Below are 16512 nucleotides of genomic sequence, written 5' to 3' on the forward strand. Positions count from 1 at the left end.
GCACCGAGCCCAAAGCGGACCCATACAGCCCCCGGTCCAGATCAGCGGCGGACCAAGAGACCTTAGCTGACGCTTTCAGCATGCAACGGCTCGATCCCGCAGCGCAGGACCGAGCCGTCTTGTCGTCAGTCAGCTTCGGCAGCGGCGGTGTCTTCTTCGCCGAGATGCGTATTGAAGAATGGAACGATCTTCTCCAGCGCCAAGCCGACCGGCTCTTCCCGGTCGTAGAGGTCGTAGTGGGACCAATCCTGCAGTTCGACCAGTTGCCGGTCCTTTGATGCCATCGCGCGGCCGTAGATTTCCATGCCGTCCCGATAGGCCCCAAAGGCGCCGACCTTCTGGCCGATGACCACCATCATCGGCTGGGTCAACAGCGTCTCGGCGAAGGCAAAAGCATCCCATGACAGGGTCTTCTGGGCATGGCTGAAGACCATGCGTGTCGCGCCCCCAGTCGCCTGACCGCGCGGGGTCTTGTAGTAGTCCGTCGCCTCGAAAACGTCGCGCTCCGTCATCCCCGCCTCGCGGGCCGCATCAAGGCTGGCAGGCAGCAGTTCATTGACTTGCAGCTCTGCGCCGCGCGCCTCGGCGCTGCGCTGTGCGGCCATGGCGGTCAGCGCGCCGACCGGATCGAAGCCGCTGAACCCCTCTCGGAAGAGGCGACCGAGGTTCACCGGGGTGATCCCGACCACCGCCTTGATCCGTTTCTCGGTCAACGCGGCATTCAACGCGTAGCCGCCACCACCGCAGACGCCGATGACCCCGATCCGATCCGCATCGACGAAAGGCAGCGTCACCGCGTGGTCGATCACATGGCTGACGTCCTCAACTCGCTGGCTCGGGCTCTCGGTCCAGCGGGGGCTGCCACCGGACGCGCCCTGATAGCTCGCGTCGAAGGCAATGACGACGTAGCCCTGCTCGGCGAGCGCCTTGCCGTAGACGCTGCCCGAGGTCTGCTCCTTGCAGCTTCCGAAAGGGTGGATGCTGACGATCGTCGGGTAGCGCTTGGCCGCGTCGAAGGCGGGCGGCAGGAGAATGTCCGCCGCGATGTGCCAGGCCATGTCGGGGTTCTGAAATGTCACGCTTTCCATGGTTTGAACTCCTTGGGTGTTAAATTGGCAGAGGCTGCCCCGCCCGCGATCCGGGCGGGGCACGCATCGTCCGCGCCGGGTCAGGCGCCGAGCTTTTCCTGGAAGAAGGGTGCCAGCACGCTGACCGCCTCATCGACGAATGTCGCGCCGTCGTAGAGGTCCATGTGGTTGGCGCCGTCGACGACGTGGAACGTCTTGTCGCCGCTTGCGGCACGGGCATAGAGGTCGTCGCTCATCCATTTGCTGCCCGCGACACTGCCCGCCACGATCTGCAGGGGCTGGGTCAGGAAGGCCTCGGCGAAGTTGTAGGCGTCGTAGCTGATCAGCTGGGTCAGGCTGCGGGCCAGCCCGTAGCCCGGGGCGGTGGCGCATTGCGCGCGCTGGGTGTGGTAATACTCCCAGGCCTGGCGAAGCTCCTCGTTGGGGGCATCTTCTTCCTTCAGCGGCGCCATCGGGATCTGCGCCAGATCGCCGCCGGTGGCGAGCGCCTGTGCATCCGCAGTGCGGGCGGCGGCGCCAGCTTCGAGGAAGGGCAGCGCGTCGGCATCGGCCACGTCGTTGTCCCAGCCATTGCGGAACATCGCGCCGATGTTGACCGCGCTGACCGTGCCGACGGCCTTGATCCGGTGATCGTTGATGGCCGCGTTGGCGGTGTAGCCGGCACCCGCGCAGATCCCCATGGCACCGATCCGGTCGGTGTCGACGTAGTCGAGCGTGGTCAGATGGTCGATGACCGCACTGACATCCTCGGTGCGGATGTAGGGGTTCTCGAGCTGGCGCAGGCTGCCGCCGGACTCGCCCTGGTAGGAGGCGTCATAGGCGATGGTCACGAAGCCCTGCTTGGCCAGTTCCGCGGCATAGGTGCCGGCGGTCTGTTCCTTCACGCCGCCGCCGGGGTGCGAGACGACGATGGTCGGGTATTTGGCGCCCTCTTCGAAGCCCTCGGGCAGGTTGATGACGGCCGACATCTCGACGTTCGGGTTGTTGGTGTTGGCGAAGGTGATCTTGGTCATGGTCGTCTCCTTATGGGTGGGATCGAACCGATCCGTTGGTGATGGAGCCAATATGACGCTTGAGCCGCTCAGTGATTAGACGGTAAGTTCTTCATAGACCTATAAGTGGGATGATAAATGCGGCGCGAGGATATCGCCGATCTGACGGCCTTTGTGACGGTGGCCGAAGAGGGCAGCTTCACCAAGGCCGCAACCCGGCTGGGCATATCTCAGTCCGCGCTGAGCCAGATCGTGCGGCGGCTCGAGGATCGCCTCGGGCTGCGCCTGCTGGCACGCACGACGCGCAGCGTTGCCCCCACGCCCGCAGGCGACAGGCTGGTCCGCCGCCTTGGTCCGCTGCTGCGCGAGATCGACAGCGATCTCGCCGAGCTGAGCGAATTCCAGGACACGCCGACAGGCAATATCCGCATCACCTCGGTCGAACATGCGGCTAAGACCATCCTCATTCCAGCACTGGCCGAGGTGCTCCCCGACTATCCCGACGTGAACGTCGAGGTCATCGTCGATTACGGGCTCGTCGATGTCGTGGCCGACAGGTTCGATGCTGGCGTGCGGCTCGGCGAGCAGGTGGCGAAGGACATGATCTCGGTGCGTATCAGCCCGGACATCCCGATGGCGATCATCGGCGCTCCCGCCTACCTCGCGCAGCATCCCGTGCCGAAAACCCCCGAGGACCTCGTCGAGCACCGGGCGATCAATCTGCGACTGCCGTCATCCGAGACGATCAACGCCTGGCGGCTGGCAAAGAACGGCGCGGCAAAGCGGGTCCGGGTCGAGGGCGCGCTCAGTTTCAACACCGTCGAACTGATCCGGAAAAGCGCTCTTCTGGGGCAAGGTCTGGCCTATCTCCCGCGAGACCAAGTCGAAGACGATCTGGCACGGGGGGCGCTGAGCCAGGTGCTGGTGGACTGGACGCCGCCGCTGCCGGGCTATCACCTCTACTACCCGAACCGGCGGCACAGTTCACCGGCGTTCCGGCTTGTCGTCGACGCGTTGAAGGCTCGGCTTCGCCGTCTCTCCTGACTTGCCGCTGGCCACCTTGCGACTGTCGAAGACATGGCCGCAGGCGGGGCAGCAGCACTCCCCGCGCGGCACCTGCCGCAGACGGACCTCGGAAAGGATGGCATGGGCGATGTCGCGGCTGATGCCGAGCTCGCGTCGCAGCCGCTCGATCTGGCGGCCCTCCTCGAGATCGATCTTGCCGTCCTCCAGCGCCAGCCGAAACTCGTTGCGCAGATGGTCGCGGCGGCGGTGCAGGTGATCGGCAAGACCGCTGGCGATGATACCGGCGGGCAGTGCCGCCATGCCGACGCCGAGCACGGTGATGAACCCGCCGAAGACCTTGCCCAGAGGCGTGATCGGCGTCACGTCGCCGTAGCCCACCGTGGTCAGCGTCACCAGCGCCCACCACATGGCGGCGGGGATCGAGCCGAACTCCGAAGGCTGCGCCTCGTGCTCGACGAGATAGGCGCCGGTCGCTGCGAAGACGAGCAGGATCGTCAGGATCGAGAAGGCCGCCACCAAAGCACCCGCTTCCTCGCGGATCACCGAGATCAGCACCGAAAGCGCCGGGGAATAGCGCGTCAGCTTGTAGATGCGGAAGAGCCGCAGGATGCGCAGCATCTGCAGGTTCGAAGTGAAAAGGAGCCCGATGAAGAACGGCAGCACCGCGCCGAGATCGATCAGCGCCATCGGGCTGCGCATGTAGTGCAGCCGGGCGCGCCACGGCGGCAACTTGGGCTCACGCTCGGCGCTGGCCCAGACCCGCAGCATGTACTCGACCGAGAAGATCGCGACCGAGATCGTGTCGAAGGCCCGGAAGCTGGCATGATGCGTGGCGTAGATGCGCGGCACGGTCTCCAGCGCCACGGCAATCACGTTGGCGATGATCAGCAGGATGAGCGCGACGTCGAGCACCCGCGCCAGCTTCGGCCCGGTCCCGGGGTGTTCAAGCAGCAGGTAGGCCCGCCGCCGGAGGCTTTCCTTGCCGGCGCTCACGATGCCGGGGTAGCGCGCAGGTCACGGACTGCGCGGTAGAGCGGCACGCCGATCTGCGAAAAGAGCGCGATGCCCCAGCCGAGGTTGCCGATGATCGCGGGCACGTAGGAGTGGATGAAGAACATGAAGATCGCCATGGCCACCCCGAAGAGCCGCAGGCCGCCGGTATGGTAGCGCCGGGTCTCGTCGCGGCCCTCGACCAGCAGTTGCAGCACCCAGAGCGCCGCCAGAAACACCGCGAGCCCGATCGTGCCAAGCGCCCCGTAGCCCGGCGGATAGGGCTCGAGAAAGCCGACGTAGACCTCGCCTGCAAGCGCCACGCCGATGGTCACCGCCGCCCAGAGGATGGCGATATGGGCAAACCAGTAGCATAGCATCAGCGGCACCTTGCGTGTCTTCAGCTTGGCCATGCCCGCGCTGTCAAAGTAGATCCACGCCAAGGCAAAGAGCGACAGCCCCCCCATGGCGATGTTGAAAAACGTGCCGGGATAGGCCTCGTCGATGCCCTTGTCCGCGAGCGTGACGCAAAGCTTGAAGAAGCCCTCGCCAAGCAGGATCAGCATCAGCAGACCGAAGCGTTCCGACAGGTGGCCAAGCCGCGGCAGGAAGCGCTCGAAGCGCAGCGTGCCGATGCCCGGCAGCAGGTACATCAGCTGGATCATCACGATCCCCGCGCCGAACACCCAGTAGGCAAGCGGCCGCGGGAGGACGGCCGAGACCGCGAAGACCGCAGCAAGGATGAAGAAGTTCCGCCCCATCTCGGAGGCCAGCGAGGTGCTCTCGGCGCCGAGATGCCGCGCCCGCCAGTAGAGCCATGCGGTGAGCGCCCGGTTCAGCGCGTAGCCGAGCGCGAAGAACGGCCAGCCTCCGTGGGTGATCTCGGGGATCGCCGCGGCGATGAACATCATGGTGACGATCTGCACCGCCATGGCCACGCGGTGCGGGATGTCGGTCGAGATGTAGAGCGAGTTGTAGACCGAGTTGTCGGCCCAGGCGAAGAAGATCGCGATGAAGAGGAAGCTGTAGGTCCAGAACCCGGCCCAGTCGAGGTGATGCGACAGGTAGTTCCCGAGCAGGAAAATCGTCACCACATGCACGAGGTCGTAGAAGAGCTCGACCCAATGCACGTGGTTGCTTGCGCCCCCCTCGACATCCAGATGGTGCCGTGGGCGGGTCCAGATCGGAAAGTCCTTGAGCGGCATGTCTTCTCCCTCGCGAAGCGATGTCTGCCCTATAGGGGTAGAGAAGGAACGGCAGGTCGCAAAACTCTTTTTGGATTGAGGAAGGTGCTAAGCCCGGGCTGACGGCCTGATCCTGACAGCATCGGCGTGACTGCGGATGGGCAATGGCAGCTTTGTCCGCTTCGCTCCCGTTCAGGCAGCATGCGGCGAAGGTCGGCAGCAAGCCCAGATTTGCCATCCGTGGACGGGACTGCGAGGGCCCGAGAACAAGAGAAGTTTCATCTTCGGCTCCGCGCTTCCGCCCTGTGAAGGTCATTGCCTGCTGGTGGAACGGAGCATCTCTGCCCCGCTCCCAACAAATCCCGTCCGCCCTTGATCAGGCAGGCCGAGCCACCTTCATGCCGCCATGGAGCATTTCGCTGGGTAGATTGAAGATGAAATACGGATTGAGGGACGGCAGCACGCTTGCGGCGTCGAGGCGCGCGCGATGATCCTCCGTCATTTCCAGCGACAGAGCGGCGAGGTTGCCTTTAAGTTGCTCCGGTCGGCTCGCTCCCAGAAGAAGCGAGGTCACGCCGCGTTGGCCCAGCACCCAGGCCAGGGCAACCTGCACCATCGGCACCTCGAGCTCGGCGGCGATGTCGCGAACGGCGTCCACGATGTCAAAGTTCCGCTCGGTGAACAGCATCCCACCATAGGGGTTGGCCCCGTTCAGACGTTCCCGCGGTTGATCCTCGGCGGTGTCGGCTGCATTGGGCACCGTGGCGCCAAGGGATGCGGCGCCGAGCTTTTCCCGACCGTACTTCCCGGTCAGCAACCCGCCGCCCAGAGGGCTCCACGGCATCATACCAAGGTCGAATTCGCGGGCCATGGGCATCAGGTCCAGCTCGACCCCACGCTCCACCAGAGACCAGGCGTATTGCAGGCCGATTGGCCCCGGCAGGCCGTGCGCCGCGGCCAGGGTTGCAATCTTGGCCACATACCAGGACGGCGCGTTCGAGAAGCCGTAGTAGAGGATCTCGCCCCGCGCGACGGCATCGGCGAGCGTGCGCAGCACTTCCTCGGCAGGGGTCAGCTGATCCCAGACATGGACCCAGAGCAGGTCAATTCGGTCCACACCCAGCCGCTTCAGCGACCCCTCGATGCCAAGGCGGATGTTATAGGCGCCATTACCTGCGTGCATCGGCGTGCCTTCGGACCGCGAAAAGCCCGCCTTGGTCGAGATCACCAGCCGGTCGCGCATGCCGCTTTCCTTCAGGAAACGGCCCAGCATCCTCTCGCTTTCTCCACCGCTGTACACATCGGCGGTGTCGATCAGGTTGCCGCCAGCTTCGACATAGGTGTCAAAGATCGCGCGGGCGGTCTGCGCGTCGCTCCCCCACCGACCTGCGCCGAAGGTCATGGTGCCAAGTGCAAGCGGACTGACGATGAGGCCGGAACGGCCAAAGGGTCTGTATTCGGTCATGTGCATGGTGTTCTCCTTTGTCCCCCCAAAGGTAAGAGGCTGCATCGTCGCGGATTAGATGGTACCTGTGCCATGAGCCTGTGAGGACAATTCAGCAATGGCACGAATGCCACTCAATGATCTGGCCGCCTTCGCCGCGGTGGCCCGCACGCGCAGCTTCACCGCCGCGGCGGCAGAACTGGGCGTATCCCCCTCTGCCCTCAGCCATGCGATGCGGGGTCTGGAAGAACGCCTCGGCGTCCGTCTTCTGGCGCGCTCGACACGCTCCGTTGCTCCGACAGAGGCGGGAGCGTCCCTTCTGGATCGCCTCGGCCCGGCCTTGGCAGAGATCGACGCCGGCTTGGTGGAGCTTTCCGCCTTTCGTGACGAGCCCGAGGGGATCGTCCGGATCACCACCTTTCACTGGATCGCGCAGACCTTTCTGGCGCGGCGATTGCCTGCGTTTCTGGCGGCGCATCCCGGCATCACCGTGCAGGTCACGGTGGACGACAAGCTGCAGGACATCGTCGCGGATGGCTTCGACGCGGGGCTGCGGTTTGGCGATGACATCGAAAAAGACATGATCGTTGTGCGCGTCGGCCCGCCGCTGCGGCATCTCGTCGTGGCAACGCCAGACTATTGGGCGCGCCATGGCCGCCCGGCGCAGCCACGCGACTTGAGTGAGCATCCTTGCGTTGCTTACCACAAGCTGAGCAGCGGGGGCATCGCTCCCTGGGAGTTCGAGAAGGACGGGCGCGAGCTGCGGCAAAGGGTGGAGGGGCCGCTGATCTGCAATTCCTCGGATCTTGCGCTGTCGCTGGTTCGGCAAGGTGGCTGCGTCAGTCTCCACATGGAGGAAGACGTGGCCGCGGACCTTCGCACGGGCCGTCTGGAAGCAGTGCTGGAGGATTGGACGCCGCCCTTTGACGGCGTTCATCTTTACCACCCCAGCCGCCGACAAAGCCCGCGCGCACTGCGCGCCCTGATTGATTTCCTGAAAGGGTAGCGAGGCTGGGCCCGTCCGGGCTCTGCCGATTGGAGACCCGCCTACAGCAAGGCTGGCTGTCCGGATCACAGCACGCAATCGGCCGGGTAAAGGTCCGCAAGGTCACATCGGCAGTGCCGCCGCTGCTAACAACTTCATTGTCACGCTTCATTTGCACCGACTGGTCGAAGAATGACAGAAATGTCCCGCACTACCGACGCTCCTGACCGCCACAGCGAAGGTCCGCGTCGAGTTAGGCCCCGCAGTCAGAGGCAATGCTTCTGACGACAAGGGCAGAGCTAAGTGGTGCCGCTCACACGCGGGAAGACCGTCACCCGAAGGGACGAGACTTACCCGCTGCATCAACCATGTCGGCGCGACGCGGCCGGGCTCGTAGAGACCGGACGCATCGCACTCGGCCGGCAGGGAGATCTGAGGACAATGCTCGGGGAGCGCGCCGGCAACGCCGGGGCGTTCCTAGGGCCCGATCCTGGGTGCCCCCGGTCGGGAGTTGCCCAGGCCTCCGATCCGCGTGACAAAGAATTGCCGACGGGCCACACTTTCTCTAGCTCTATACGCATGACGCCCGGCTCCGAAAACGTGACCTGCCTTGCCGCCTATCGCGCGGAGAGGCTCCGTGCGCAAATTCGGCACTGTCTCTGGGAACTCAGGCAGCGCAACGGGTCCCGGTCCCGTCCTGAGATGAAGTCACTCGAGAACGAGCTGAGCATCATGTGCCTCCATCTCGCCAAGCTCAATGAGGCCCAGGAAACCCGGTAGTCGAGCCATACGCGCGGGCCAAACCCGCACCCTCTGCGCTGTGTCGATCTGCCATCACCACACTCGGCAAAGCGTGAAAGACTCCCCTTTCGCCGACATCGCAAAGCACAAGCACCGCGCAATATTGCACAACACAGCAAAATTCAGCATATAATTGCAAATTGTGGAAACAACCCGCAGGCTGGCACATGGCCCTCACCCTTCCCGACGCGCGGCAAGACGCACTCCGCGCGCGTCTGACACGCGGCCAGACGCTCGAGCTTTCCGCGCTTTCTCAGGAATTTGCGGTTTCGATCGACACCGTGCGTCGTGACCTGAAGACGCTCGAGGCAGAAGGTGTCGCGCGCTGCGTGCGCGGCGGGGCAATGCCCGTGAGCCGCCCTTCCGGCACCGCGCTGCAGCGCATGGCATTGGCCGAGCCAGGCCACGACGCTCTGGCATCAAGAGCTCTGCCGCTAATCGAAGATGGCATGGTTCTGCTGCTCGACGGCGGGGCAACGGTTCACGCGCTGGCGCAACTCCTGCCAAGCCTCCCGAACAGCCTTGTGGTTACCCCGGCTCCGGCGGTGGCGCTGGCCTGCCTTGCGGCGGGCATTGACACGCAGCTTGTCGGGGGACGCTTGTCGCCGAGCGGTGCAATTTCCGTCGGCCATGGCGCTGTCGCGGCGCTTTCCGACGTCGCGGCGGACATCGCTTTTCTCGGCGCCTGCAGTCTCGATCCGGCCTTTGGCCTAGGCGCCGATGATCTGGGTGAGGCCGAGGTGAAGCGCGCCATGGCCGCGGCAAGCCACCGGTCCATTGCCTTGGCCGGCGCGGAAAAACTGGGGCGGCGCAGCCGTCACCGCGTTCTCAACTGCCAGGACCTCGACATGCTGATCACGGATGCCAGCCCGGAAAGCGTCACCCTATATAAAGAGCAAGGGGTCGAAATCTGTCATGCCTGAACTCAGAACTCCCTGGCGGGCGGTAGCCGCCGCGTTTGCCTTGAATGGCGTTCTGCTCGGATGCTGGGCCTCGCGCATTCCCGCCTTCGTCGACCGGCTTGGCCTCGACGAGCGTACGCTCGGCAGCCTCCTTCTGGTCATGGGGGCCGGGGCTCTGACCTCGTTTCCGCTGGCCGGGCGGCTCTCCGATCGGTTCGGTGCGGTCCGGCTGACGCGCTGGATCGCGCTGGCCTACCTCGGGTCGGTGATCGTCCTGGGGATATCGCAGTCGCTGGTCGTGCTTGCCGCTGCGCTCTTCTTCTTCGGAATGTGCCACGGCTCGATGGATGTGGCGATGAACAGCTGGGCCAGCGAGGTCGAGCGCCACATGAAGCGCTCGGTCATGTCGTCCTTCCATGCCATGTGGAGTCTCGGCGCGGGGCTCGGCGCGGCCGGTGGCTATTTGGCGACCCTCGCGGGCGCCTCGACCGGGGTGCATTTTGTGCTGGCCGCGGTGCTCTCTGCGGTGCTCTTCGGGCCGTTCCTGCGCCTGCCATGGCAATCCCAGATGCGTCTGGCACAGGCGGGCGAGCCTCGCGCGCCGATCTTCGCGGTGCCGCGCGGATCACTGCTCCTGGTGGCGGTCATGGCTCTGGCGGCGGGCTTGGGCGAAGGCGCGGCGGTAGATTGGAGCGCGGTCTTCCTGACCGACACGCTGGGCACGCCGGAGGCGCAGGCGACATTCGGCTACGCGGCGTTTTCCATCACGATGGTCATCATGCGGTTGACCATCGGCACCCTCATCACCCGCTTCGGCGCAATAACGGTCGCGCGTGGCAGCGGGCTGCTTGCCGCGGCGGGCTACGCGATCTGCGCCGGCACCGACGCGCTGCCGATCGCTCTCGCTGGATTCATCTTGATGGGCATGGGTTATGCTGCGGTGATCCCCATGGCCTTTTCCCGCGCTGCCAATGACCCCGTGGTGCCCGCCGGGCAGGCCATCGCCTCGGTCGCAACGCTGGGCTATGGCGCCATGCTCTTCGGACCGCCGCTGATCGGTTTCATCGCGCATGCGACCTCGCTGAGGGTACCCTTCGCCATGGTCGGCGGCGCAGCGCTTCTGATCGCGATCTGCGCTGGAGCGCTCGGCACGACCCGGAACTCCCCGGATGCTTTGCCTGGAGAAGGTGGCCGGGCCTGAAGAGGTTTGCGGCCGTACTGCTCGGCTCGCGCAAACATTGCCCGATAGGGTCCGCGGAAATCTCAATGAGGGACGCTGAATCCGGAACTCTGTCGCTGCAAGGCCAAGTCCGGCCGACAAGAATGCGAGCTCGGCGCAATTTGGAGCGTCTCGCCAACCTCAATGGCACGCAAACGGCAAGACGTCGGGCAAAAGGGTGCCAGGTCGCGCTTCTGAACCGACGGCGGTCTCCACGCGCCGCCGCTGTCAAACCGGTGTAGAGGCCGTACCGACTGGCTTTGAGCTTGCCGCTTCGGGATACTGCGCCTTCGCCGCTTCCGACACGGCCGCGGTGGCATCGTCAGTCGCCTCCGCCGTCAACTCGCTCATCGCCGTCCCGCAGCCCTTCATGACCTCGGCAAGTGCAGCGGCCACGTCCTGAGCGAGCTGGGCCTGTGCCTGCGAGAACTCCCCAAGCGCGGGACCATATTCAGACCGTTCCCGGACTTCGGACAAAGTCCTTAGATTACCCAACGCTTTCTTGGTCGACGATGCGAAAACATCCGTCGACAGAGATGCGGCTTCCAGAGCGATGCTCGCGAACTTCCCTTGGAATTCCGAAAAAGCGGCGAAGCTGGACGTAACAGCTGCCGCGTCATAGGGCACCGACATGCTGTATGGAGCCTTTCCGAAGGCCGCTTGGGTTCCCATGCTGATCTCCTCGAATGCAGGGTAAGTGAATGGCAAAAAGTGTGTTCGCTGCGCTGCAGCATAACAAGAGATTCCTTAGACGGTGTTCAAATGTCAGGGCTGAGTGGTGAAGTGGTCCCTGAAAATCGGACACTTTGCTAAGCTTGAGCGCCGGCGGCGTGGTCGAGGATCAGGCTGGTCATCAGTTCGGTCAGCGTTACCCGCGCCTCCTCCGGCAACGTCTGCCAGTGCGGCGCCGGGACCAGATCGGCGTCGCTGGGGCGAGTGAACAACTCGAGCTGTTGTGGTGCTGGTCGGCATGGCATCGGCATCTCCTGGAATCGCCTGTTGGGAGCTCGATGTTGCGCTCGAATCTGGCATTTGCGATGCGCCATCACGAACGCCGGCCGCATCGTGCAGCAATGCCGCCATAGCTCGCAAAGCCGCCACTGAGGCAACCGGCGTCACCGCGACTTGCCAGCACTGGCAGGCCGCCCGATCGAACATCCAGACGGGAACCTCCAGCCGTCGATCCGACGAGATACCGCTCAGGCTACAGCGAAACGCAGCCCAGCCCGCCTTCGCGATCACGTCGTGTACGTGAACAACTCGCTCCGTCCAGGGGTGCCAAAGGTAGAGCACCTCGCGCTCCTCGGTCCCGTGGGTGTTCTGTGATTGAGTTGTACAACACCGAGCGCCCGCATTCGGCACTCGGCGGCAGAACACCGGTCGAGGCCCATCAGGGCCCTGACCTACAGGCGGCAGCATGATCACCAGGCAAGCTTAGCAGCGCCGCAAACCTGTCCGGGAAATGGGGGCCACCTCATGGCGAGTAGTCGCCGGTAAGCATCTCCTGGCGCTGCGGCAATCGCGCAGGCCGCGAATGGAGACGCCCGGAAATTGAGCACTGCAGCTTGGGCCTTTGCACGCAAAGAACATCGAGGCTCCCATCCACCTAGTTGCCCACCGCAAATGTGGATAACTCCGCGCACCGGCCGGTTTCACGCAGTGACGCAATGGCGGCCACTTGATGCGCAACGCTCAGGGTCGCCCTCTCAACTCTTCAGCGCGATGCGCGCCAGATCGGCGCGCTCGAGCTGGCCAAGAAGCCGCTGCCGCAGCGCGGCTACGCCATCCTCCCGCAGGTCATCGTTGAAATCACCGCGTCTAGGCACGAGCACCGAAACCGAAATGCCTGCGTCCCTGGCCCGAGCGCTCAGCTTGTCCGCTGCGGCCTGCCCGGCATCGTCGAGATCTCGCGCAATGTAGAGCTGGCGGATCCCTTCGGGCAGGTCGACGGCGCCGAGGTGCGCAGCAGAAAGCGCAGCCCAGACCGGAAGACCCGGGAGGGCTTCGCGGAGCGAGAGCATGGTCTCAAGACCTTCACCGATCGCAAGGCACTCGCCCGGGGCGTCGATCTTCACGGCGTTGCCCAGAAGTTCCCCCATGGCCCGGCGTTGCACCTCGACCGGCGCCTTGTCCGACCCATCCTCTGCCAGCCAGGTGCGATGTACGCCGCGAAGGCGCCCTGCCCTGTCGGTCACCGCCGCGATCAGCGCGGGACGCGGCTTGGACGCGGTCTCGTCATGGTCTCGATGCCAGCAGCGGGGATGAAAGCGCAGCGCCGATGCGGAGGCCGCGCGGGTGATACAACGGCTCTGGAGGTAGGTTTCTGCGAGACTCCCGGGAAGTGGTATCGTCCCCTCATAGAGACGCTTTGCGGATGTCCGTTTGCCAGATGGGCTCTTGCGCGTTCGAGGCGTGCTCGGATGCGCCGCCGGCATGGGGCGCCCGAGATGTGCACGGACCTCCGCCAGCAAATCGGGGAACCGGGCGATCCCGGTCCGCGCCTTGATGATGTCGAGCAGGTCGCCGTATTCGCCCGTCGCACCATCGGTCCAGCGGCCGCGTGCGCCCTTGCCTTCATCAGGGCCGGTAAGGCGCACGTAGAGCGAGCGCCCGGGCGTGTTCTGCAGGTCGCCAACCAGCCAGTACCCGCCTTCGCGCCGCCCGGCGGAGAGATAGTGCCGGCACACGCTTTCGGCATTCTGTGCCAGCTCGCGCAGCAGCTCCTGAGTTTCGGTATTCATAGCAAAATCAACCTTTGCGTGTAGGTATTCCCCGAGCGATCTGGATATGCAAGCCTCTGAGGGAACGCGAAAATCTGGCGCCGCGGAAATCCGCTGACCCCTACTGCCTCAGCGCCAAGCAGACGCCGTGGTCGACACGTGTGTGGGGCCATGCGAGATCGCGGCGGCGTTCGACGACTTGTTCGCGTTGAAGGTTTCAGGTAGGTCTGCCTCAGCCCTATCGGGGCTGAGGCGAAGGGCTCAGACGGCCCCGTGCTGGATCAGGAAGCGGCGTCCGATGCCAAAGCGATCGCCCTTCCTGAGAAGCGCCCAGGCCTCGACCAAGAGACGCCCCTTCATTTCAGAACCCATGATCAATACTCGCTCGGAAAGAGCAGGGTCAGCACGCGGCGCGTTTGCGCATCGTCCAATGGATCTTCGGCGCCATAGGCGTAGTCCGCATCGAAGATATCAATCTTCCACCAGACCACCTTGCCCGCGATAGTGACCGCGCCGAAGGTGTGATCCCCATAGGGGTCATTGTCCTCGGTGAACTCCGCAAACGCTGCCACCGCGATCTGGGCACGGGTCACGAAGTCCAGACCTTCTTCGGCGACACCACGGGTGCAAACAACCCGCCCCTGATAGACCGGATGGCCTCCCCGGATCATCGCGGCGCGGAATGCGTCATTTGCCGCCGCAACCTGCCGGGCGATCACCTCGGGATCGTTGCCAGCTTGCTCTAGGGGTACACTGTGCTCTTCAGCCATATCGGCCTCCTATCTTCTGAGGCGGTTCGGGCTTGGTGCCTGCGTCCCGCCGATGGGCTCGGCCTCGCCACTCTGATTTGGCGAAAACCATGTTTTCGGCGGAACAGAGTGGGGTGGGCGAAGCCCGGCCCACGGGCCTGAGCCGGACAGTCAAAGGATCGCAGACGGGGATGGTGCGGCCCGCAGGCCGAAGGCCGAGGACACGGTCCCCGGCGGAGACGACGCGCAGCGCGCGGCGCTTGTCTTTTGACTTTCCGGGGCAGGTCTGTTGGCGGACATGAACTGAAACATGCCATGGCTGGGGTGAGCGGGCGCAGCCCGTCGATCCCCTGCCCTGACTTTCGAGATCATGCGAGACGCGCGCCCCGCGCGGCTCTCAACTCAGATCCCCTCGGGACCGATGGGCGCCGCCCTTTCCATCAGTCGTTGGAAATCTTCCGGGCGATACTTCGCAAGCGCAGCACCAGAACCATGGACCTGAAAACCGTGGTCCTCCGGTCCGCGACCTTCCCCGGGATCTCCAAAAGGCATGCCGCGCTCGGGCTTGGTCGCGCCGAGCGCTCGCAACTCAGCGGTTTGCCAACACCGCCGAGCAAGCAGAACATTGGGGGCGAAAAAGCCCACATAGATGCGAACTATTATGATCTATTATGAAAGAGAGTTCGCCATGTCTCGACTGACCATCTCGATGCCCGCCCAGATGAATGAGTGGGTAGATGCCCAGATCAGCACCGGCCGCTATGGCAACGTCAGCGAGTATTTCCGCGATCTCGTTCGCCGCGACCAGGAACGCAGGGAAGCCGCGATTAACGAGTTCCGCGCGCTGCTCGATCGTGCAGAAGAAAGCGGCGTGAGTGACCGCTCCGTCGCGGAAGTCCTCGAAGCTGCACGACAAGAAGCCCGCCCAAAAGGCCTCCTGCGTGGCGACACCTGAACTATCAAGGTCGGCAGAGCGGGACCTTATTGATATCTATCTCTATGGGGTCGAACACTTCGGCGCTGCTCAAGCTGAACGCTACGCAAAGAGCCTCGCCGCGAAAATCGCGACTGCGGCGGACAATCCGCGTATCGGTGCAGACTACAGCCATGTACGCCGCGGGCTGCGCCGCTACGAGAACGTATCCCATGCTATATACGACCAACCGACGTCGGACGGCATATTCGTCCTGCGCATCCTCCATGGCCGCATGGATCCCGCCCGCCATTTGGCTTGACCAAGGTACCGCCGGTGCTTGATCGTCGTAACGCTCGACGCGTACTGGGCCCGTTAACCCCGACGTCGGCGATGTGTGCCGAAGTTCATTCGTCCGCCCCCTGCCCCTCAACTGGCAGGATCAGTTGCCCTGTGTCGATCATCGGCGCGTCAGAGGCGATGAAACCGCCCAGCCCTGCGACTGCATCCTTGGAATCCCGGCTACTTGGATACCTTCGCAAAGCATCGTGCAGATCGTAGGCAGCCGCGCGGGCGTCTTCGTGCACGTCAGCCGTGACTTGGTTCCAGCAGTTGAGAAACTCTTCGACCTCACGGAAATACATCTCAAATTCGGCATATATTTCATTGCCGGAGTATCCGGCGTCTTGGAGGTAGCTCGCTTCAGGCTTCACCGGCTCGATGCAGGTCTCGGCCTGCACAGCAAGTGGTGACAAGAGCACCAAGGGCAGGGCCAAATGGACGGGACGCGGCACGACTTCGCTCCTTCTGTAGTCACGGCGCTCGGTCACGCCGATCAACTCTTCAAACCAATTCGGCGCGGAATGCCTCATCCGCCGCCACTGCACCTTCCAAGCGGCACTCTCCGGCGACACTTGCGTTCGGTCCGGGCTTCGCTCGAACGTCTCGCCGATAGACTGAGCCTTGACCACCCCGTGGCCCCGAAACGAAGGCATTCCGCCAAACAAAGCCAGGATCACGATGCCCTGCGCGCCTACAGCGTCACATCTGGTGCCTAGCCGCCTGCGGCTCAAGCGACTGGTGCGCGACAGAGTCCGCTCTCCCCAGGGCGAAGGACGCACCGCTGGTAAACAATCGCGGTAAAGCCGCAAACATCTAAGAAAATCAGAATTTTACATGTGACGCTGATTGGCGTCTTTTCGCCAATTCCCTCAGCTCGAGGTTCAACTCAAAGATGATTTTTCCTAGAGATTACCCGTTCGCGCCGAAACCGGAAAACGAAAGCAGCCCGGGAACCACGTTGCAAACTGAATGCCTCGCGATCCCGTTTTGCGACGCACCACCAGCCATCCGCGTGCCCTTCGCGGTAGCCGAGGCGATGAGCCTATCCTGCCATGGTTTTCCTCCATGCGCGCGATCAGAAGAACCGGAAATAAAGGAGCAGATTATGGCTCAATTCTCAGGCCTCCCTAAAAGGCGCGTTGCACAAATCTTACTTG

Annotated in this window: 17 protein-coding genes; 7 read left to right on the plus strand and 10 right to left on the minus strand. The window is 63.9% G+C overall.

Annotated features, from left to right (window positions below; translation table 11 throughout):
- Window positions 1-125: 125 nt before the first annotated feature.
- Both ACXAD2_RS06380 and ACXAD2_RS06385 read right to left on the minus strand, forming a co-directional pair.
- Window positions 126-1088, minus strand: coding sequence for an alpha/beta hydrolase (locus tag ACXAD2_RS06380; RefSeq protein ID WP_475168330.1), 963 nt, complete (start codon window positions 1086-1088; stop codon window positions 126-128).
- A gap of 80 nt (window positions 1089-1168) precedes the next feature.
- The gene (locus ACXAD2_RS06385) at window positions 1169-2101 is read right to left on the minus strand and encodes an alpha/beta hydrolase (RefSeq protein ID WP_475168331.1); all 933 of its coding nucleotides are present in this window, start codon (window positions 2099-2101) and stop codon (window positions 1169-1171) included.
- A gap of 117 nt (window positions 2102-2218) precedes the next feature.
- Between ACXAD2_RS06385 and ACXAD2_RS06390 the strand changes: the two genes are divergently transcribed.
- A complete protein-coding gene (locus tag ACXAD2_RS06390) occupies window positions 2219-3124 on the plus strand; it encodes a LysR family transcriptional regulator (protein WP_475168333.1) in 906 nt (301 codons plus the stop codon).
- Here ACXAD2_RS06390 and ACXAD2_RS06395 read toward each other — a convergent pair.
- The 3 genes from ACXAD2_RS06395 to ACXAD2_RS06405 all read right to left on the minus strand — a co-directional run bounded on the left by ACXAD2_RS06395 (window position 3065) and on the right by ACXAD2_RS06405 (window position 6751).
- The gene (locus ACXAD2_RS06395; RefSeq protein ID WP_475168336.1) at window positions 3065-4099 is read right to left on the minus strand and encodes an ion transporter; all 1035 of its coding nucleotides are present in this window, start codon (window positions 4097-4099) and stop codon (window positions 3065-3067) included. The genes ACXAD2_RS06390 and ACXAD2_RS06395 overlap by 60 nt on opposite strands.
- On the minus strand, window positions 4096-5301 hold the full coding sequence (locus tag ACXAD2_RS06400; protein ID WP_475168337.1) for a low temperature requirement protein A: 1206 nt from the start codon (window positions 5299-5301) through the stop codon (window positions 4096-4098). Before ACXAD2_RS06400 ends, ACXAD2_RS06395 begins: the two co-directional genes overlap by 4 nt.
- Before the next feature lie 355 nt (window positions 5302-5656).
- Window positions 5657-6751: an aldo/keto reductase gene (locus ACXAD2_RS06405; RefSeq protein WP_475168339.1), complete on the minus strand. Its 1095-nt coding sequence runs from the start codon at window positions 6749-6751 to the stop codon at window positions 5657-5659.
- Between the two features lie 91 nt (window positions 6752-6842).
- Here ACXAD2_RS06405 and ACXAD2_RS06410 point away from each other — a divergent pair, with 91 nt between their 5' ends.
- From ACXAD2_RS06410 to ACXAD2_RS06420, 3 genes are all read left to right on the plus strand, one after another.
- The gene (locus ACXAD2_RS06410; RefSeq protein ID WP_475168343.1) at window positions 6843-7730 is read left to right on the plus strand and encodes a LysR family transcriptional regulator; all 888 of its coding nucleotides are present in this window, start codon (window positions 6843-6845) and stop codon (window positions 7728-7730) included.
- A 947-nt stretch (window positions 7731-8677) separates the two neighbouring features.
- Window positions 8678-9433 carry a DeoR/GlpR family DNA-binding transcription regulator gene (locus tag ACXAD2_RS06415; protein ID WP_475168347.1) on the plus strand — a complete coding sequence of 252 codons (756 nt, stop codon included), beginning with the start codon at window positions 8678-8680 and terminating at the stop codon, window positions 9431-9433.
- Complete coding sequence (locus ACXAD2_RS06420) at window positions 9426-10613, plus strand: MFS transporter (RefSeq protein WP_475168349.1); 1188 nt, start codon at window positions 9426-9428, stop codon at window positions 10611-10613. Before ACXAD2_RS06415 ends, ACXAD2_RS06420 begins: the two co-directional genes overlap by 8 nt.
- 246 nt (window positions 10614-10859) lie before the next feature.
- Here ACXAD2_RS06420 and ACXAD2_RS06425 read toward each other — a convergent pair whose 3' ends face one another.
- The 4 genes from ACXAD2_RS06425 to ACXAD2_RS06440 all read right to left on the minus strand — a co-directional run bounded on the left by ACXAD2_RS06425 (window position 10860) and on the right by ACXAD2_RS06440 (window position 14121).
- On the minus strand, window positions 10860-11303 hold the full coding sequence (locus tag ACXAD2_RS06425; protein WP_475168351.1) for a hypothetical protein: 444 nt from the start codon (window positions 11301-11303) through the stop codon (window positions 10860-10862).
- A 137-nt stretch (window positions 11304-11440) separates the two neighbouring features.
- Complete coding sequence (locus ACXAD2_RS06430) at window positions 11441-11677, minus strand: hypothetical protein (protein ID WP_475168353.1); 237 nt, start codon at window positions 11675-11677, stop codon at window positions 11441-11443.
- 660 nt (window positions 11678-12337) lie between these two features.
- On the minus strand, window positions 12338-13372 hold the full coding sequence (locus ACXAD2_RS06435; RefSeq protein WP_475168355.1) for a DUF7146 domain-containing protein: 1035 nt from the start codon (window positions 13370-13372) through the stop codon (window positions 12338-12340).
- A gap of 353 nt (window positions 13373-13725) precedes the next feature.
- Entirely contained in the window at window positions 13726-14121 is a 396-nt protein-coding gene (locus ACXAD2_RS06440) for a DUF3768 domain-containing protein (RefSeq protein WP_475168356.1), read from the minus strand.
- A 471-nt stretch (window positions 14122-14592) separates the two neighbouring features.
- On the opposite strand from ACXAD2_RS06440, the gene ACXAD2_RS06445 reads away from it, so the two are divergent.
- Genes ACXAD2_RS06445 through ACXAD2_RS06455 form a run of 3 tightly spaced genes read left to right on the plus strand, consistent with a single transcriptional unit; the run spans window position 14593 to window position 15335 of the window.
- Window positions 14593-14775 (plus strand): hypothetical protein, encoded by a 183-nt coding sequence (locus ACXAD2_RS06445; RefSeq protein ID WP_475168358.1) that lies wholly within the window; start codon window positions 14593-14595, stop codon window positions 14773-14775.
- 13 nt (window positions 14776-14788) lie between these two features.
- Window positions 14789-15055: a type II toxin-antitoxin system ParD family antitoxin gene (locus ACXAD2_RS06450; protein WP_475168359.1), complete on the plus strand. Its 267-nt coding sequence runs from the start codon at window positions 14789-14791 to the stop codon at window positions 15053-15055.
- A complete protein-coding gene (locus ACXAD2_RS06455) occupies window positions 15042-15335 on the plus strand; it encodes a type II toxin-antitoxin system RelE/ParE family toxin (protein ID WP_475168362.1) in 294 nt (97 codons plus the stop codon). Before ACXAD2_RS06450 ends, ACXAD2_RS06455 begins: the two co-directional genes overlap by 14 nt.
- 85 nt (window positions 15336-15420) lie before the next feature.
- Here ACXAD2_RS06455 and ACXAD2_RS06460 read toward each other — a convergent pair whose 3' ends face one another.
- Complete coding sequence (locus tag ACXAD2_RS06460; RefSeq protein WP_475168365.1) at window positions 15421-16032, minus strand: hypothetical protein; 612 nt, start codon at window positions 16030-16032, stop codon at window positions 15421-15423.
- Window positions 16033-16512 lie beyond the last annotated feature (480 nt).

It is taken from the genome of Salipiger sp. ABN3_019, assembly GCF_056158605.1.

Bases quoted from the DNA above. Each gene is read 5' to 3' on its own strand.
- ACXAD2_RS06435 (WP_475168355.1), bottom strand. From the start codon at position 13,372: ATGAATACCGAAACTCAGGAGCTGCTGCGCGAGCTGGCACAGAATGCC.
- ACXAD2_RS06450 (WP_475168359.1), top strand. From the start codon at position 14,789: ATGTCTCGACTGACCATCTCGATGCCCGCCCAGATGAATGAGTGGGTA.
- ACXAD2_RS06445 (WP_475168358.1), top strand. From the start codon at position 14,593: ATGGACCTGAAAACCGTGGTCCTCCGGTCCGCGACCTTCCCCGGGATC.
- ACXAD2_RS06405 (WP_475168339.1), bottom strand. From the start codon at position 6,751: ATGCACATGACCGAATACAGACCCTTTGGCCGTTCCGGCCTCATCGTC.
- ACXAD2_RS06380 (WP_475168330.1), bottom strand. From the start codon at position 1,088: ATGGAAAGCGTGACATTTCAGAACCCCGACATGGCCTGGCACATCGCG.
- ACXAD2_RS06390 (WP_475168333.1), top strand. From the start codon at position 2,219: ATGCGGCGCGAGGATATCGCCGATCTGACGGCCTTTGTGACGGTGGCC.
- ACXAD2_RS06385 (WP_475168331.1), bottom strand. From the start codon at position 2,101: ATGACCAAGATCACCTTCGCCAACACCAACAACCCGAACGTCGAGATG.
- ACXAD2_RS06430 (WP_475168353.1), bottom strand. From the start codon at position 11,677: ATGGCGCATCGCAAATGCCAGATTCGAGCGCAACATCGAGCTCCCAAC.
- ACXAD2_RS06420 (WP_475168349.1), top strand. From the start codon at position 9,426: ATGCCTGAACTCAGAACTCCCTGGCGGGCGGTAGCCGCCGCGTTTGCC.
- ACXAD2_RS06415 (WP_475168347.1), top strand. From the start codon at position 8,678: ATGGCCCTCACCCTTCCCGACGCGCGGCAAGACGCACTCCGCGCGCGT.
- ACXAD2_RS06400 (WP_475168337.1), bottom strand. From the start codon at position 5,301: ATGCCGCTCAAGGACTTTCCGATCTGGACCCGCCCACGGCACCATCTG.
- ACXAD2_RS06410 (WP_475168343.1), top strand. From the start codon at position 6,843: ATGGCACGAATGCCACTCAATGATCTGGCCGCCTTCGCCGCGGTGGCC.
- ACXAD2_RS06440 (WP_475168356.1), bottom strand. From the start codon at position 14,121: ATGGCTGAAGAGCACAGTGTACCCCTAGAGCAAGCTGGCAACGATCCC.
- ACXAD2_RS06425 (WP_475168351.1), bottom strand. From the start codon at position 11,303: ATGGGAACCCAAGCGGCCTTCGGAAAGGCTCCATACAGCATGTCGGTG.